At 66.7% G+C, this 15,678-nt stretch carries 16 protein-coding genes; 9 read left to right on the forward strand and 7 right to left on the reverse strand.

The window, feature by feature from the left end:
- Positions 1 to 132 precede the first annotated feature (132 nt).
- On the reverse strand, positions 133 to 516 hold the full coding sequence (locus L6Q21_RS14755) for a GtrA family protein (RefSeq protein WP_237831520.1): 384 nt from the start codon (positions 514 to 516) through the stop codon (positions 133 to 135).
- Positions 517 to 592: 76 nt separating this feature from the next.
- Between L6Q21_RS14755 and L6Q21_RS14760 the strand changes: the two genes are divergently transcribed.
- Complete coding sequence (locus L6Q21_RS14760; protein ID WP_237831521.1) at positions 593 to 1,651, forward strand: AI-2E family transporter; 1,059 nt, start codon at positions 593 to 595, stop codon at positions 1,649 to 1,651.
- A gap of 25 nt (positions 1,652 to 1,676) precedes the next feature.
- On the opposite strand, the gene L6Q21_RS14765 is transcribed toward L6Q21_RS14760, so the two are convergent.
- Positions 1,677 to 2,261 carry an HdeD family acid-resistance protein gene (locus tag L6Q21_RS14765; RefSeq protein ID WP_237831522.1) on the reverse strand — a complete coding sequence of 195 codons (585 nt, stop codon included), beginning with the start codon at positions 2,259 to 2,261 and terminating at the stop codon, positions 1,677 to 1,679.
- Positions 2,262 to 2,302: 41 nt separating this feature from the next.
- A complete protein-coding gene (gene gspN, locus L6Q21_RS14770) occupies positions 2,303 to 3,079 on the reverse strand; it encodes a type II secretion system protein N (protein ID WP_237831523.1) in 777 nt (258 codons plus the stop codon).
- A 192-nt stretch (positions 3,080 to 3,271) separates the two neighbouring features.
- Between gspN and L6Q21_RS14775 the strand changes: the two genes are divergently transcribed.
- The 6 genes from L6Q21_RS14775 (at position 3,272) to pnp (ending at position 11,566) form a co-directional block, all read left to right on the forward strand.
- A complete protein-coding gene (locus L6Q21_RS14775; protein WP_237831524.1) occupies positions 3,272 to 4,312 on the forward strand; it encodes an aspartate-semialdehyde dehydrogenase in 1,041 nt (346 codons plus the stop codon).
- 53 nt (positions 4,313 to 4,365) lie between these two features.
- On the forward strand, positions 4,366 to 7,167 hold the full coding sequence (gene polA / locus L6Q21_RS14780) for a DNA polymerase I (RefSeq protein WP_237831525.1): 2,802 nt from the start codon (positions 4,366 to 4,368) through the stop codon (positions 7,165 to 7,167).
- Entirely contained in the window at positions 7,164 to 7,931 is a 768-nt protein-coding gene (locus tag L6Q21_RS14785) for a YbaY family lipoprotein (RefSeq protein WP_237831526.1), read from the forward strand. Before polA ends, L6Q21_RS14785 begins: the two co-directional genes overlap by 4 nt.
- Positions 7,928 to 8,821 (forward strand): tRNA pseudouridine(55) synthase TruB, encoded by an 894-nt coding sequence (truB, locus tag L6Q21_RS14790; protein WP_237831527.1) that lies wholly within the window; start codon positions 7,928 to 7,930, stop codon positions 8,819 to 8,821. Before L6Q21_RS14785 ends, truB begins: the two co-directional genes overlap by 4 nt.
- Before the next feature lie 10 nt (positions 8,822 to 8,831).
- Complete coding sequence (gene rpsO / locus L6Q21_RS14795; RefSeq protein ID WP_237831528.1) at positions 8,832 to 9,101, forward strand: 30S ribosomal protein S15; 270 nt, start codon at positions 8,832 to 8,834, stop codon at positions 9,099 to 9,101.
- A gap of 167 nt (positions 9,102 to 9,268) precedes the next feature.
- Complete coding sequence (gene pnp, locus L6Q21_RS14800) at positions 9,269 to 11,566, forward strand: polyribonucleotide nucleotidyltransferase (RefSeq protein WP_237831529.1); 2,298 nt, start codon at positions 9,269 to 9,271, stop codon at positions 11,564 to 11,566.
- 284 nt (positions 11,567 to 11,850) lie between these two features.
- On the opposite strand, the gene L6Q21_RS14805 is transcribed toward pnp, so the two are convergent.
- Both L6Q21_RS14805 and L6Q21_RS14810 read right to left on the reverse strand, forming a co-directional pair.
- Positions 11,851 to 12,693, reverse strand: a complete 843-nt coding sequence (locus tag L6Q21_RS14805; RefSeq protein ID WP_237831530.1) for an MFS transporter — start codon at positions 12,691 to 12,693, stop codon at positions 11,851 to 11,853.
- Positions 12,627 to 13,103, reverse strand: a complete 477-nt coding sequence (locus tag L6Q21_RS14810) for an MFS transporter (RefSeq protein WP_237831531.1) — start codon at positions 13,101 to 13,103, stop codon at positions 12,627 to 12,629. The genes L6Q21_RS14805 and L6Q21_RS14810 overlap by 67 nt, the downstream gene beginning before the upstream one ends.
- A 174-nt stretch (positions 13,104 to 13,277) precedes the next feature.
- Here L6Q21_RS14810 and L6Q21_RS14815 point away from each other — a divergent pair, with 174 nt between their 5' ends.
- Both L6Q21_RS14815 and L6Q21_RS14820 read left to right on the forward strand, forming a co-directional pair.
- Positions 13,278 to 14,168 (forward strand): LysR family transcriptional regulator, encoded by an 891-nt coding sequence (locus L6Q21_RS14815; protein WP_237831532.1) that lies wholly within the window; start codon positions 13,278 to 13,280, stop codon positions 14,166 to 14,168.
- 325 nt (positions 14,169 to 14,493) lie between these two features.
- The gene (locus L6Q21_RS14820; protein WP_237831533.1) at positions 14,494 to 14,682 is read left to right on the forward strand and encodes a hypothetical protein; all 189 of its coding nucleotides are present in this window, start codon (positions 14,494 to 14,496) and stop codon (positions 14,680 to 14,682) included.
- A 31-nt stretch (positions 14,683 to 14,713) separates the two neighbouring features.
- Here the strand turns inward: L6Q21_RS14820 and L6Q21_RS14825 are convergent, their stop codons facing one another.
- The gene (locus L6Q21_RS14825; protein ID WP_237831534.1) at positions 14,714 to 15,136 is read right to left on the reverse strand and encodes a type II toxin-antitoxin system VapC family toxin; all 423 of its coding nucleotides are present in this window, start codon (positions 15,134 to 15,136) and stop codon (positions 14,714 to 14,716) included.
- Complete coding sequence (locus tag L6Q21_RS14830; protein ID WP_237831535.1) at positions 15,136 to 15,402, reverse strand: type II toxin-antitoxin system Phd/YefM family antitoxin; 267 nt, start codon at positions 15,400 to 15,402, stop codon at positions 15,136 to 15,138. The genes L6Q21_RS14825 and L6Q21_RS14830 overlap by 1 nt, the downstream gene beginning before the upstream one ends.
- Between the last annotated feature and the right edge of the window lie 276 nt (positions 15,403 to 15,678).

The following is a 15,678-nucleotide window of genomic DNA, read 5'->3' on the forward strand; positions in this document are numbered from 1 at the left end:
GGAGTTGGTTGGTTTTGCGCTTGGTTGAGGATCGGGGGTGCAGGGGAATCATTCCCCTGCTGGGTCCAGGGCGAAGCCCTGGCCGCCGGAGGCTCCCCAAGCTGGACCATCGGCGCATACAGCTCGCCCCCCTCACCGCGCAAAGATCGCCCGGAACCGCGTGAAGGTCACCAGCGCCGCCGCCAGCATCCCCGCCGCGATCGCCGCCGCATGCGGCGCGCCCGCCCGCAACGCCAGCGCGAACACCCCGTAGTTCACCGCGATTCCCAGCGCCGCCGCCAGCACATAGCGGCCGAACTCGCCGAAGCTCGCCCGGCCCGATGCGCGGAAGGTGAAGGCCCGGTTCAACAAAAACCCGACGCCGACCGACGCCGCCAGCGACCCCAGCCGCCCCAACAGCGGCGGCACACCGCCCGTCGCCAGCAGCGAAAGCACGCCGAAATCCACCAGGAAGATCAGCGGCGCCACAAGCCCGAACCGAAGGGACTGACCTATCCAGGGGCGCTTCTGCTGCATTCTTCGCCTGAAGCCCCTGCCGGCCCATTGGTCAAGTGCGCGGTCGCGGCTATGGGAACAGCGACAGGAGAGCGCCATGCAGGACCAGCGGCCGGGACCGATCACCGATTTCACCATCTTCCGCCGCACATTGGTGGTTTCCGCCGCCATCGGCTTCGCGGTCGTCCTCTGGCGGCTGACCGACCTCATCCTGCTGCTGCTCGCCTCGGCGCTGGTCGCCTTCATCTTCTACAAGTTCACCAGCCTCATCCAGCGGCGGCTGAAGATTCCCTTCGCCCTGTCGCTGGCGCTGGCGGTGATCCTGCCCACGATCTTCCTGATCTTCGTCTTCGTCGCCTTCGGCAGCCTGATGGCGGAACAGTTCGCGATCCTCTTCGCGCAACTGCCGGATGCGCTGGCCTTCGTGCAGACCTGGCTGAAGACCAACGCCATCGGCCAGGAGATCATGGCCCGCGCCGGCAGCTTCGTGCCCGAGGGCGCGCGGATCGTCGCCATGCTGCAAACCGTCTTCAGCAGCCTCGGCACGGTCGCCACCAGCATGGTGGTGGTGCTGGTAGCCGGAATCTACCTCGCCGCCCAGCCGCGCCTCTATGGCGAAGGGATGCTGCACCTGATCCCGCCGCACGCCCGGCACAAGACGCTGGCGACGCTGCGCGCCATCGCCGACGCGATCAGCAGCTGGCTGAAGGCGCAGGGCGTCAGCATGATCTTCGTCGGCATCTTCACCGGCGTGGCGCTGTCGCTCGTCGGCATCCCGGCGGCGCCGGCCATCGGGCTGGTCGCGGGCATCTGCGAATTCGTGCCCTATCTCGGCACCATCGTCGTCGCCATTCCGGCGATCCTGATCGGCTTCTCGATCAGCCCGGAAACGGGGGTGTGGACGATCATCGCCATCGTCACCGTGCAGCAGGTGCAGGGCAATATCGTCACGCCGCTGGTGCAGTCCAGCATGGCGGAGCTGCCGCCGGCCCTCACCATCTTCTCGCTGATCGCCGCCGGAGTCATCCTGGGGCCGATGGGCGTGATCCTCGCCGTGCCGCTGACGGTCGTCGCGCAGACGCTGATCAAGCAGCTGGTGCACTACGGCCCGGAACAGGGCGGGCTGGTGAAGCCGGAGGATGTGGCGAAGGGCTGAACGCCCCCCGCCCCATCACGGCATATCAGGAAGCGGCGACTTTCCCGGCGAAGCTCTTCAGCTTGAAGCCGAGAGCGATCAGCGCCACGCCGAACAGGATCGACCAGACACCGATCCACCAGACGATGATCTTCACCCCCAGCACCGGCGCCAGGAAGATGAGGGCGGCGAACGCCAGGTTGACGAGGCCGGCCACCACCAGGAAGCCCTGCCCATGGTCGCCGTCCAGCTTCACCGAGGCGAACAGCAACAGCAGGCCGGAGATCAGCGCCTTGATCCCGATCACCAGCAGCAGCGCCACGAAGCTCAGCGCCGGCATCGTCAGCACCAATACGCCGATGACGATGTTGGCGACGGCCTCCACCGCCAGCCACACCCAGCGCTCGCCGCGCTTCGCCTGCCCATAGCTGGCGAACAGGCCGAACGCCCCGTCCACCAGAGACCAGGCGCCGAACAGGATCAGCAGCGAGAAAGCCGCGATCGCCGGGCTGGCGAAGCAGATGATGCCGAAGATCACCCCGAACAGGCCGCGCAGCGCCAGCAGCCACCAGCGCTGCTCCAGAAACTCGTTCAGCGCCGCCTTGCCGTCGTCGAATGCCGCATTTGCCATGGCCTTCTCCCTTCGCCCCATATTTCGCCCTGCATCAGGCGCTATCGCGGCTCCGCCGTCAAGCCGGCGTCCTGCGGCTTTTCCGCCTGCACCGCGCCGCGCGCCGCCTGCTCCAGGGCCCTGAGATCGTCGAAGGTTCCGCTCGAATCGAGCCGCACCCCTTCCGGGGTGGGGGTGAATCCGGCCGCCACCAGCGCCGCGGCGGCCAGCGGGCTTTCCAGACGGATGCCGAGCCCCGCCTTCCACACCCCGCCCGGCGCCACCCCGATATGCAGCGCCAGCCGCTGGTCGGGGGCATTCAGCGGCACGATGAGGGCGTCCCCCTCGCAGCGCGGCGTGGTGGAGAGCGGCGGCACGCGGCGAAGGCCGGGCAGATCGGGCAGCGAGGCCGTCACCACCCCGCTCGCGGAAAGGCAGTTCTGGCGGCGCCCCAGATGCAGCGACACATCCTCGAACTGCAGGCGCACGGGCGGGAACCCCTGCGGCAGGATCGACAGCGGCAGTTCGCCGTTCAGCCCCTCCAGCCGCCGGTCCTCCAGCGTGCCGCCGGCGCGGCCCGACAGCCGCGGCCCCAGCCGCTCGAAGCGCACATTGGCCTCGCCTTGCAGCAGCCGGCCGAAATCCAGGCCCGCATCGACATCGCCGATCGGAATGCCGCCATAGCTGGCGCCGCGCAGCCGGCCGTTCCAGATCGAGCCTTCCACCCGTTCCGCTTCCAGGCCCGGCGCCGCCTGCCGCAGCACGAAGCTCAGCGGCAGGAAGAACGCCGCCAGGGCGACAAGGGCGATGAGGATGAGAATCCACCAATACCAGCGCATGTCGACCCTTCTCCGCTGCCGTGCCTGACCGCGCCGCCCCTTACAGCACCGCTCATTGCAGCGTCATGACTGAAGGTGTGCCAAATCACAACGCATCCGCCGCTCCCTCCGGCGTTGACTGCCGGCGCGCTATGGGCCAAGCCGCCCCGCTCCCGGCCCGCGGGCTGGCGGCAGTGAGAGCGGAGACGCGAAGTGGGTTACAAGGTCGTTGTCGTAGGCGCCACCGGCAATGTCGGGCGCGAAATGCTGAACATCCTCGCCGAGCGGGAATTCCCCATCGACGAGATCGCCGCCGTCGCGAGCCCGCGCTCGCAAGGCGACATCATCGAGTTCGGCGAAAGCGGCAAGACGCTCAAAGTCCAGTCGATCGAGCATTTCGACTTCGCCGGCTGGGACATCGCTCTGTTCGCCGCCGGCTCCGGCCCGACGAAGATCCACGCGCCCCGCGCGGCGGAAGCCGGCTGCGTGGTGATCGACAATTCGTCGCTCTACCGGATGGACCCGGACGTGCCGCTGATCGTGCCGGAAGTGAACCCGGAAGCGATCGACGGCTACAGGAAGCGCAACATCATCGCCAACCCCAATTGCTCGACGGCGCAGATGGTGGTGGCGCTGAAGCCGCTGCACGACGAGGCCGGGATCACCCGCGTGGTCGTCTCCACCTACCAGTCGGTCTCGGGCGCCGGGAAGGCGGGGATGGACGAGCTCTTCAGCCAGACGCGCTCGGTGTTCGTCGGCGAGGACAAGACGGTGGAGAAGTTCACCAAGCAGATCGCCTTCAACGTCATCCCGCACATCGACGTGTTCGTCGGCGCCGACACCGGCTACGATGGCTACACCAGGGAAGAGCTGAAGATGGCGGTGGAGACGAACAAGATTCTCTCCCCTGACATCAAGGTGTCGGCCACCTGCGTGCGGGTGCCGGTGTTCGTCGGCCATTCGGAAGCCGTCTCCATCGAGTTCGAGCGCCCGATCTCGGCCGCGAAGGCGCAATCCATCCTGCGCGAGGCGCCCGGCGTGATGCTGGTCGACAAGCGCGAGGACGGCGGCTACGTCACCCCGGTGGAATGCGTCGGCGATTATGCCACCTTCATCAGCCGCGTCCGGAAAGACCCGACGGTGGAGAACGGCCTGACGCTCTGGTGCGTTTCCGACAACCTCCGGAAGGGCGCGGCGCTGAACGCCGTGCAGATCGCCGAGCTGCTGGGCCGCCGCCACCTGAAGAAGGCCTGAGGCGCGTGAACGGCGGGCTGGGCGCGGGCGTCCGGCTCGTCTACTAGGGCCTCATGACGAAGCCTCCGCATCTCACCCTCATCGACGGCTCGGGCTTCATCTTCCGCGCCTACCATCGCCTGCCGCCGCTGACGGACCCGGAAGGGACGCCGGTCGGCGCGGTGTTCGGCTTCACCTCCATGCTGTGGAACCAGATCGAGGCGGCGCGCAAATCGCCGGAGGACGATTATCTGGCGGTGATCCTGGACGCCGGCAAGCGCAGCTTCAGGAACGACCTCTACCCCGACTACAAGGCGAACCGGCCGGAGCCGCCCGAGGATCTGCTGCCGCAGTTCCCGTTGATCCGCGACGCGGTGAACGCACTCAACGTGCCCTGCATCGAGAAGCCGGGGCTGGAGGCGGACGACCTGATCGCCTCCTACGCCGAAGCCGCGCTGGCACAGGGGATGGAAGTGACGATCATCAGCTCCGACAAGGATCTGATGCAGTTGATCCGCCCCGGCCTGACGCTGCTGGACACGATGCAGAACAAGCGCTTCGACGAGGCGCAGGTGCTGGAGAAATGGGGCGTGCCGCCGGCCAGCCTCGCCGATGTGCTGGCGCTGATGGGCGACAGCGTCGACAATGTGCCGGGCGTGCCCGGCGTGGGGCCGAAGACGGCGGCCGACCTCGTCAACCAATATGGCACGGTCGAGGAGGTGCTGGCGCATGTCGGCGAGATCAAGCGGCCGAAGCTGAAGCAGAATCTCCTCGACCATGCCGAGGCGGCGCGGCTCAGCCGGATATTGGTGGAGCTGAAGCGCGACTGCCCGCTGGAGCCACCGCTGGCGTCGCTGAAGCTCAGCGACAATGGCGAGGACGCCGACCGGCTGGCCGCCTTCCTGGCGAAGCATGGCTTCCGCTCGCTGCTGGCGAAGCTGGGGGAGAAGGGCCGCGCCGCGGCTGAAACCATCGCCCGCCCGGAGCCGGCCGAGGCGGAAGAGCCGCAAGCCCCCTTCGACCTCGACGCCTATGAATGCGTGACCACGCCCGAGCGGCTGGACTGGTGGCTGCAGGCCGCGCGCCACGAAGGCGTGGTGGGGTTCGACACCGAGACCAGCGCCCTGGACGCGATGCGCGCCGATCTCGTCGGCTTCAGCCTGGCGATCGCGCCGGGCAAGGCCTGCTATGTGCCGGTCGGCCATGTCTCGGGCGAGGGGCTGCTGGCCGAGCCGGTGGCGCAGCTTTCGCCGGCCCAGGCGCTGCCGGGGCTGAAGGCGCTGCTGGAAGACCCCGGCGTGCTGAAGGTCGGGCAGAATCTGAAATACGACATGCTGGTGATGGCCCGCCTCGGAATCGGCATCGCCCCCTTCGACGACACCATGCTGCTCTCCTACGCGCTGGCCGGCGGGCTGCACGGCCATGGGATGGACGAGCTTTCCGGGCGCCATCTCGGCCACACGCCCATCGCCTTCAAGGAGGTGGCGGGCAGCGGCAAGGCGGAGATCAGCTTCGCCGCCGTGCCGCTCGACCGGGCCACCCGCTATGGCGCGGAAGACGCCGATGTGACGCTCCGGCTCTGGCGGAAATTCCGCCCGATGCTGTGGCGCTCCAGGGTGACCCGCGTGCACGAATGGTGCGACCGGCCGCTGGTGCCGGTGCTGGCCCGCATGGAACGCGCCGGCGTGCTGGTGGACCGGGCGGAACTGTCGCGCATGTCCACCGAATTCGCCGGCGAGATGGCGCGGCTGGAGGGCGAGGCGCATGCGATCGCCGGCCAGCCCTTCACGCTGGGCAGCCCGAAGCAGCTCGGCGAGATATTGTTCGAGAAGCTCGGCGCGCCGGGCGGCAAGAAGGGCAAGAGCGGGCAATATTCGACAGATGTGACCGAGCTCGAACGCCTCGCCGCGCTCGCCCCCGGCTCGGATGTCGCCAATCTGTCGCAGAAGCTGCTGGACTGGCGGCAGGTCTCCAAGCTCCGCTCCACCTACACCGAGGCGCTGCAGCAGCAGATCAACCCCGACACCGGCCGCGTCCACACCAGCTATTCGATGGCGGTCGCCTCCACGGGGCGGCTGGCGTCGACCGACCCCAATTTGCAGAACATCCCCATCCGCACGCAGATGGGCCGGCGCATCCGCGACGCCTTCGTGGCGCCGGAAGGGCATGTGATCCTGTCGGCCGACTACAACCAGATCGAATTGCGGCTGATGGCGGAGATGGCCGAAGTGCCGGAACTGAAGGCCGCCTATTCCAGCGGCGAGGACATCCACGCTCTCACCGCGCGGCAGATCTTCGGCCTGCCGGCCGGCGCGCCGGTGGACCGGGAGCTGCGCGGCCGGGCGAAGACCATCAACTTCTCCATCATCTACGGCATATCCGCCTTTGGCCTCGCCCAGCGGCTGGGCATTTCGCGGGCGGAAGCGGCGGAGTTCATCGAGCGCTATCTCGACCATTATTCCGGAATCCGCCGCTACATGGCGGAGACGGTCGCCAAGGTGAAGGAGGACGCCTTCGTCACCACGCTGTTCGGCCGCCGCGTGCATGTGCCGGGCATCCGCTCCAAGGTGCAGTCCGAACGCGCCGGCGCCGAGCGCGCGGCCATCAACGCGCCGGTCCAGGGCACGGCGGCCGACATCATCAAGCGGGCGATGATCCGCATGGAGCCGGCGCTGGCCGCGGCCGGCTTGACGGGCACGCGGATGCTGTTGCAGGTGCACGATGAACTGGTGTTCGAAGTTCCGCACGCGGAAGTGTCGAAGGCCACCGAAACGATCAGAAGCGTCATGGAATCCGCCGCCGCCCCGGCGCTCCGCCTCAGCGTTCCGCTGGGGGTGGAAGTCGGGACGGGGCCCAACTGGGGAGCAGCCCATTGAAGCCCGTCATTTTTGCAGTTCTTCTGGCGGCGACCGCCGCCTGCGCCGGAAGCCCGCCTGTCGAAGCCCAGCCGGCGCCGCAGACGCCCGCCGTGGCCGAGCCGGCCCAGACGGCGCCCGCTTTCGTTCCGCCGGAAGCCAGCCCCGGCGGCCAGAAGCCGGTGCTGCCGCTCAGGGACGCGCAGAATTTCATCTGCGGCGACGGACAGCTGGTTTCCATCGAGCATGACCAGCCGGCCGGGATCCTCCGCGCCATTCGCGGCGGCGAGGTGTTCACGCTGCAGGAACAGGTCGGCTACACGCCGGCGCGATTCGTGACCGGCTCCGATTCGGTCGAGATCGACGGGGACAAGGCAAAGCTGCGCCGGGGCAAGAACGTCGCCGAGCAAAGCTGCCACCGCCTGCCCGCCGTGCCGGAAGCCGGCGCGGTCTGGGGCACGCTCGTCAAGCTCGACCGCATGGCGCTGCCGGCCGGAACCCGCGCCAAGGTGCTGCTGGTGGACGCCGCCCGCGCCGACGCCCCCGCCGTGGAGCTGGGCTCGTTCCAGATCGAGACGACGGGCAACCAAGTGCCGCTGCATTACCTCGTCCACTACGACGTGGCCCGCACGCAGCATCCAGCCTCGCCTCGCCTGCAGGCGCGGATCGAAACCGCCAAGGGTGAGCTGATGTACATCACCGACACGGCGAACCCGATCCCGAACGACGGTTCGGCGGCCCCCTCCCCGATCGAGCTGAAGCTGGTGCGCACCGGCGGCAAATGACGGGACTGAACGGCTGGCTGGTGGTCGACAAGCCGGTCGGCCCCACCAGCGCGCAGGTCGTCGGCAAGCTGAAATGGGCGCTGCGGCAAGGCGGCCATGGCAAGGTGAAGATCGGCCACGGCGGCACGCTGGACCCGCTGGCGTCCGGCGTGCTGCCGATTGCCCTGGGCGAGGCGACGAAGCTGACGGGCTATCTGCTGAACGGTCCGAAATCCTATCGCTTCACGCTCCGCTTCGGCACGGCGACCAGCACCGACGACGCCGAAGGCGAAGTGGTGGCGACCAGCGCCGTCCGCCCGGACGAGGCGGCGATTCGCGCCGCGCTTCCGGCCTTCACCGGCCCCGTCCGCCAGCGCCCGCCGGCCTATTCGGCGCTGAAAGTGGATGGCGAGCGCGCCTATGCCCGCGCCCGCGCGGGCGAGGCCGTGGAACTGGCGGAACGCGAAATCCGCATCCATTCGCTGCAACTGGTGCAAGCGACGGCCGAAAGCGCCACTTTCGACGTGCATTGCTCGAAGGGCACCTATGTCCGCAGCCTGGCGCGCGATCTGGCGCTGGCGCTGGGCACGGTCGGCCATGTCGCGTTCCTCCGGCGCACGGCGGCGGGGCCGTTCGGCCTCGAACAGGCGCTTTCGCTGGACAAATGCGTGGAACTGGTGCAAGGGCCGGCGCCTGAACAGGCCCTTTTGCCGCTGACTGCCGGACTGGACGACATCCCGGCCCTGGCAGTCGACCCGGACGAGGCAGCCGCCCTGAAGCAGGGCAAACGCCTCCACCGGCCCCATGAGAGCCCCGGCCAATATATCGCCACCCGCGGGTCTGTTCCGGTGGCGCTGGTCGAGCTTTCGAACGAGGATGTGAAAGTCCTCCGGGGATTCAACCTGCCGTAGGAGAAACCCGATGTCGATCACTGCCGAGCGCAAGACCGCGCTCATCGCCGACAATGCCCGCGCCAGCGGGGACACTGGCAGCCCTGAAGTCCAGGTGGCCATCCTCACCGAGCGCATCGTCAATCTCACCGAGCACTTCAAGACCCACGCGAAGGACAACCACTCGCGCCGCGGCCTGCTGATGCTCGTCAACAAGCGCCGCTCGCTTCTGGATTATCTGAAGCGCAAGGACGAAGCCCGCTACCAGGCTCTGATCGCCAAGCTGGGCCTCCGCAAATAATCCCGGGAGGGCGCCCCGAAAGGGCGCCCTTTCTTCCATCTCGGCCCGGCGAATCCGGGAGGCGCGCGCGGCGCCGCCCCGTTCCGGGGCAATTCGCGAGCGAGGCTTCCGCCTCATCGTTGGAACGCCTCTGGCATATGGGCTCAGAGGCATGGAGAGTGTATCTGATGTTCAATATCGCCAAACAATCGATCGAATGGGGCGGCCGCACGCTGACCCTCGAAACCGGCCGCGTCGCCCGCCAGGCGGACGGCGCCGTTCTCGCCACCTATGGCGAAACCGTCGTGCTGTGCGCCGTGACCGCCGCCAAGTCGGTGAAGGAAGGGCAGGACTTCTTCCCGCTGACCGTTCACTATCAGGAAAAATTCTCGGCCGCCGGCCGCATCCCGGGCGGCTTCTTCAAGCGCGAGCGCGGCGCCACCGAGCATGAGACGCTGACCAGCCGCCTGATCGACCGCCCGGTGCGGCCGCTGTTCCCCGAAGGCTTCTACAACGAGATCAACGTCATCGCCCAGGTGCTGAGCTACGACGGCGAGAATGAGGCCGACATCGTGGCGATGATCGCCGCGTCCGCCGCGCTCACGCTTTCGGGCGTGCCCTTCATGGGGCCGATCGGCGGCGCCCGCGTCGGCTTCCAGGACGGCGAATATCAGTTGAACCCCACCAAGGAGCAGCTGAAGGAAGGCCGCCTCGACCTCGTCGTCGCCGGCACCCATGACGCGGTGATGATGGTGGAATCCGAAGCGCAGGAGCTTTCGGAAGACGAGATGCTGGGCGCGGTGATGTTCGCCCACAAGTCGATCCAGCCGGTTATCCAGGCGATCATCGGCCTCGCCGAAAAGGCGGCGAAGGAGCCGTGGGAGCTGAAGATCGCCGACGATTCGGACATGCTCGCCAACATCCGCCGCGAAGTCGGCGCCGATATCGAGGCCGCCTACAGGATCACGCAGAAGGCCGCGCGCGTCGCCGCCCTTTCCGACGCCAAGGCGAAGGCGAAGCCGCTCTACGCCGAAGCCGACGCCGCCACGCAGCAGAAGGCCGGCAAGCTCTTCAAGAAGCTGGAAGGCGAGATCGTCCGCGGCGCCATCCTGAAGCACGGCCAGCGCATCGACGGCCGCGACACGAAGACGGTCCGCCCGATCCTCGGCGAAGTGGGCTTCCTGCCCCGCACGCACGGCTCGGCGCTGTTCACCCGCGGCGAAACCCAGGCCATCGTCTCGACGACGCTGGGCACCGCCGATTCCGAGCAGATGATCGACGGCCTCGACGGGCTGAAGTATGAGCGCTTCATGCTGCACTACAACTTCCCCCCCTATTCGGTGGGCGAAGTGGGCCGCTTCGGCGCGCCGGGCCGCCGCGAGATCGGCCATGGCAAGCTCGCCTGGCGCGCGCTGCACCCGATGCTGCCGACGAAGGAGGAATTCCCCTACACGATCCGCCTGCTCTCCGACATCACCGAGTCGAACGGCTCCTCGTCGATGGCGACGGTCTGCGGCGGCTCGCTGGCGCTGATGGACGCGGGCGTGCCGCTGAAGCGTCCGGTGGCCGGCATCGCCATGGGCCTGATCCTGGAAGGCAAGGACTTCGCGGTCCTGTCCGACATTCTGGGTGACGAGGATCATCTGGGCGACATGGACTTCAAGGTGGCCGGCACCTCGGAAGGCATCACCAGCCTGCAGATGGACATCAAGATCGCCGGCATCACCGAGGAGATCATGAAGGTCGCGCTGGCGCAGGCCAAGGACGGCCGCGCCCACATCCTCGGCGAAATGGCCAAGGCCATCACCGAGACCCGCACCGAAATGTCGGCCCACGCCCCGCGCATCGAGACGATGAGCGTGCCCAAGGACAAGATCCGCGACATCATCGGCACCGGCGGCAAGGTGATCCGCGAGATCGTCGCCACAACCGGCGCCAAGGTGGACATCGAGGACGACGGCACGGTGAAGATCGCCAGCAGCGACCTCGACAAGATCGAGGCCGCCCGCCAGTGGATCATCGGCATCATCGCCGAGCCGGAAGTGGGCAAGATCTACTCGGGCAAGGTCGTCGGCATGCCGGAATTCGGCGCCTTCGTGAACTTCCTGGGCGCGAAGGACGGCCTCGTCCACATCTCGGAAATCCAGAACGAGCGCGTGCAGAAGGTCTCCGACGTTCTCACCGAAGGCCAGCAGGTGAAGGTGAAGGTGATCGGCGTCGACGATCGCGGCAAGGTGAAGCTCTCCATGCGCCTCGTCGATCAGGAAACCGGCGAGGAACTGCCCGACAGCCGCCCGCCGCGCGAACCGCGTGAAGGCGGCGACCGCCCCCGCCGCGAAGGCGGCCGGGATGGTGGCCGCGACGGCGGACGTGACCGGGGCCCCCGCCGCGACGGCGGCCGGGATCGCGGCCCGCGCCGGGAACGCGAGGCCGAGCCCGAAGGCGACACCGGCCTTCCGGCGTTCCTGACCGGCAACGACGACTGATACGGAAAAAGGGGGCCAACCGGCCCCCTTTTTTGTGGCCGATAGCAGGCCAGTTCAATCGAACCCACACCCCTCGTCACCCCGGGCTTGACCCGGGGTCCAGCTTTTCCAAGGGTCAAGGGGTTGAGAATCAGGCTCGCCCCGGACCAAGCCCGGATCGACAGGCACTGGGGGCAGTCAGCCGCTGACCAGAGTTCCAACCGCTTCACGCCCCCCAAGGCAATGACAATGAAGAGTGGCACACCCGTGCACAGCCCAGCGGGATCGTGCCAGCAGCGCCCAGGTCAGGGGCGGCGGACCGGCGTGAAACCGTGCCCACGAGCGGCCCATGCGACTGCCAGCGCGGCGACCAGCAGCGCCAGCATGCTCCACGGAAAGGCGGCGACGCCGAAGGTTTCGAGCAGGATACCGCCAATGATGCCACCACCGGCGATGGCGATGTTCCAGACGGTGACGATCATGGACTGCGCCACGTCGGTCGCCTCGCCGGCCGTCTTGGCCGATGCGGTCTGGAACAGCGTCGCCGCCCCGCCGAAGGCCAGCCCCCATAGGGCGACGGACGCATAGACGACGGCCGGCACGGTGCCGGCGAGGCCGAGCGCCAGCGCCGCCAGGCCGAACAGCGCCGTGCTGATCAACATCAGTTCGCGCAGCCATCGGTCGATCAGCGCGCCGACGATCCAGATGCCGAAAAGCGCCGCGACGCCGAAGACGAGCAGCACAAGGTCGATGCGCTCCGCAAGGCCGGCCGGAACGAGGAACGGCGCGATGTAGGTGTAGAGGATGTTGTGGGCGAGCACATAGGCAAGCGTGACGAACAGCACCGGCCGGATGCCCGGCAGGGCGAAGACCGCGCGAAGCGCAAAGCCCTTGCCGCGCGCCTGTCCAGGGAAGTCCGGCACCTTGGCGAGCACCCAGAAGACGAGGATGACGGTCAGCGCGCTCATGAGGCCGAAGGTCAAGCGCCAGCCGAAGGCCGCGCCGAGGAAGGTGCCGGCCGGAATGCCGAGCGAGAGCGCCAAAGGGGTGCCTACCATGGCAATGGCGATGGCGCGGCCCTTCAAATGCTCGGGCACCATGCGCGCGGCATAGCCGGCGACCAGCGCCCAAAGCAGCCCGGCGAACACGCCTGCGAAGAAGCGCGCGACCAGCGTNCGCCTGCGAAGAAGCGCGCGACCAGCGTGACCGCATAGCTATCGGAAATCGCCGTCACCATGTTGACGATGGCGAAGCCGCCGATGGCGATGAGCAGCAGCGGCCGGCGCCGCCACCCTTGCGTGGCGCTCGTCAGCGGAATGGCCGCGACCAGCGATCCGACCGCGTAGATGGTGACGAGCTGGCCGACCAGCGCCTCGGAGACCGCAAGGCTTTCGGCCATCTGCGGCAGCAATCCCGCCGGCAGGGCTTCGGTCAGGATGGTGATGAAGGCGGCCATGGCCAGCGCCAGCAGCGCGGCCAGCGGAAGCCGGCTGTCTGCGGCCGAAGGCACATCGGCCTGCTCAAGGGGAGTCGTGTCGCTGCTGGTCGTCGTGGTCATTGGTCCGCCTGAGCCTTTGTCTGAAAAGCCGCCGACGGATGAGGCGATCGGGAAAGACCGGCGCGATCCGCCGATAACGGCATTGTCCAGAAGCTAGGCGTGTTCCCGTTTGTGGAGAACCAGGCTACAGTTCAAAAGACTTCTGACCTATCTATCAGCAATGGAGCCGTGCCAATGGATAGCCTCGGATCGCTCAACGCCTTCGTGCAGGCGGCGGAAACGCGCAGCTTCACCGCTGCCGGGCAGAAGTTGGGCGTCTCGTCGTCGGCGATCAGCAAGGCGGTGGCGCGGCTGGAAGAACGGCTCGGTGTGCGCCTTTTCCACCGCTCGACGCGCACGGTCACGTTGACGCCGGAGGGCGCGCTGTTCCTCGAACGCTGCCGGCGCATCTTCTGCGAGATCGAGGCGGCCGAACTGGAACTATCGCAGACCCGTGGCGCACCGCGCGGCAAACTGCGGGTGAGCCTGCCGCTGGTCGGCATGCTGATGATGCCGACGCTCGCCGCCTTCATGCGGGCATGGCCCGAAATCGAACTCGATCTGGATTTCACCGACCGGCTGGTGGAGGTGATCGAGGAAGGCTTCGACGCCGTGGTGCGCACGGGCGAGGCCAGCGACTCCCGACTGATGACCCGCACGCTCGGCACGTTCCGCCACAAGCTCGTCGGCTCGCCGGCCTATTTCGCCGAGCATGGCACACCGAAGACGCCGGCCGATCTGTCAGGGCATCGCGGCCTGCGCCATCTCTATCCGAGCACAGGCAAGATCGAGGACTGGCCGCTACACGGCAAGGGCAACGCCACGCCCGTCAACATTCCGACCGCCGCCGTCGCCAGCGCCATCGAGCCGCTGATCTATCTGGCCGAACAGGGGCTCGGCCTTGCCTGCCTGCCGGACTTCGCCATCCGCGACCAGCTTGCCAGGGGATCGCTGGTGAGCGTGCTCGACGATGCGGTCAGGCACAGCGGCACGTTCCGCATCCTCTGGCCGTCGAGCCGGCATCTCTCGCCCAAGCTCCGCGTCTTCGTGGATTTCATGACCGAGAACCTGTTCAAAGCCGGCTGAGGCAGCCGCCCTGCGTCACAATGAAGCGCGTATCGCCAAAGCGGAGACGCGGCTTAATATGCGAAAGAAACGTGGCCGCGGGCGCAACCTATGCTTCCCGCCGCCCCACGGTTCCGACTTCGATCCAATCAAAAGGGCGCACCCTCGGCTCAGCGCAGTGCTCCGCAAAGCGGGAGCGCGAACCGTCAGCAGTTTACGGAATCATCGGCAACTGGCCAGCAACTTCCAGCCAGCCGAACGCGCAGACCACTTCGCCTCGCGCAGATACGATCCAGAATGATCGGAAATGCCCAACGGCTTGGTCAGGCTTCGGTTTCCAGATTTCATGACAGAAATGGTTGCGGGAGGGCGATCAAATCTTCGCTTGCGTCACAAGCAAGCGAAAATGATTGCAGGCTCCAATCCGGGACCAGCCTTAGCCTGGAATGGCGATCTGCCGGCGAAGGTGATGGAGATTATCCGTTCTTTGAATGACACGCTGCCACACGCTCAGTTGATACGCGCGGCCGCGTGATGGTGCCTCGCATCAACTATTTTCAGAGAGGTCAGCGCCCACCGTAGAGCCAAGGATTGATCAGCGGAACGCCGGTCGCCTTGAAGTCTGCTTCATTACGCGTCACGAGCGTCATTCCATGCACGAGTGCGGTGGCGGCTATCAAGGCATCACGCTCGGATTTTGGGTCGGGCACATGAAGCTGGGCGCAACGGCGAGCCACGGGCAGATCGACCGCCAATATCCTGTCCTCATAGCGCGGTAAGATGTCATTGGTGAGCCAGTCTCGGTAAAGCGCAGCCTGATGTTCATCATGGCGAGCCTTGAGAAGAATGCCCTGCTCTATCTCAAGGATGGTTATGACCGACAGATAGAAGTCCTCGGCATCCACCGATGCAGCCCATTCGATGACCTGCGCGGGCGCTTTGTCGATCCGGCGGAAAACCGAGATCACATTGGTATCGAGCAGGTGCATCAATCGAAGTCCGGCAACCGGGTGATGCTGCCGAGCTTGGGGAACTCGAATTCGTCATCCATCTCATCGGCACCACGGCTTGGCGTGAGCGATTCCAGCAGGCTCATCTTGCGGACACCTCGCAGCCGTTTGTATTCCTCGATGGACAGGAGGACGTGAGCGGGCTTGCCTCGGTCGGTGATAAAGACAGGACCGTGCGCCGCCGCCTTCTTGGCGCCACCGACATCTGAATTGAAATCCCGGCTGCTGACCGTGGTGACCATCATACAATCCTCCAATGTGGCTACGTTACCACATATGCGCATCACTGACAATATCATGTAGCTACATGGCTTCATCGCTCTTGTCCGACATGGACGGCGTTGCGGGGTCTGGCGTTCTATGTTGTGCAATCGACATCCACCGGCCTGAAAACGTGGACAACAGAGGCGCACGCTTCGCCGAAGTTTTCATGTGGTTCGGCCAGTTCATCGCCGAAGCCAAACCGACAAGATAAGTGGCCCTCAGATAGGGCAATTCAGTTCATTTTATAATGAATATGG

Source organism: Sandaracinobacteroides sayramensis (assembly GCF_022014495.1).
In the GTDB taxonomy this organism is placed as follows: domain Bacteria; phylum Pseudomonadota; class Alphaproteobacteria; order Sphingomonadales; family Sphingomonadaceae; genus Sandaracinobacteroides; species Sandaracinobacteroides sayramense.

Coding starts and splice junctions, on each gene's coding strand:
- L6Q21_RS14755 (WP_237831520.1), bottom strand. CDS start 516: ATGCAGCAGAAGCGCCCCTGGATAGGTCAGTCCCTTCGGTTCGGGCTT.
- L6Q21_RS14760 (WP_237831521.1), top strand. CDS start 593: ATGCAGGACCAGCGGCCGGGACCGATCACCGATTTCACCATCTTCCGC.
- L6Q21_RS14765 (WP_237831522.1), bottom strand. CDS start 2,261: ATGGCAAATGCGGCATTCGACGACGGCAAGGCGGCGCTGAACGAGTTT.
- gspN (WP_237831523.1), bottom strand. CDS start 3,079: ATGCGCTGGTATTGGTGGATTCTCATCCTCATCGCCCTTGTCGCCCTG.
- polA (WP_237831525.1), top strand. CDS start 4,366: ATGACGAAGCCTCCGCATCTCACCCTCATCGACGGCTCGGGCTTCATC.
- truB (WP_237831527.1), top strand. CDS start 7,928: ATGACGGGACTGAACGGCTGGCTGGTGGTCGACAAGCCGGTCGGCCCC.
- rpsO (WP_237831528.1), top strand. CDS start 8,832: ATGTCGATCACTGCCGAGCGCAAGACCGCGCTCATCGCCGACAATGCC.
- pnp (WP_237831529.1), top strand. CDS start 9,269: ATGTTCAATATCGCCAAACAATCGATCGAATGGGGCGGCCGCACGCTG.
- L6Q21_RS14815 (WP_237831532.1), top strand. CDS start 13,278: ATGGATAGCCTCGGATCGCTCAACGCCTTCGTGCAGGCGGCGGAAACG.
- L6Q21_RS14820 (WP_237831533.1), top strand. CDS start 14,494: ATGACAGAAATGGTTGCGGGAGGGCGATCAAATCTTCGCTTGCGTCAC.
- L6Q21_RS14825 (WP_237831534.1), bottom strand. CDS start 15,136: ATGCACCTGCTCGATACCAATGTGATCTCGGTTTTCCGCCGGATCGAC.
- L6Q21_RS14830 (WP_237831535.1), bottom strand. CDS start 15,402: ATGATGGTCACCACGGTCAGCAGCCGGGATTTCAATTCAGATGTCGGT.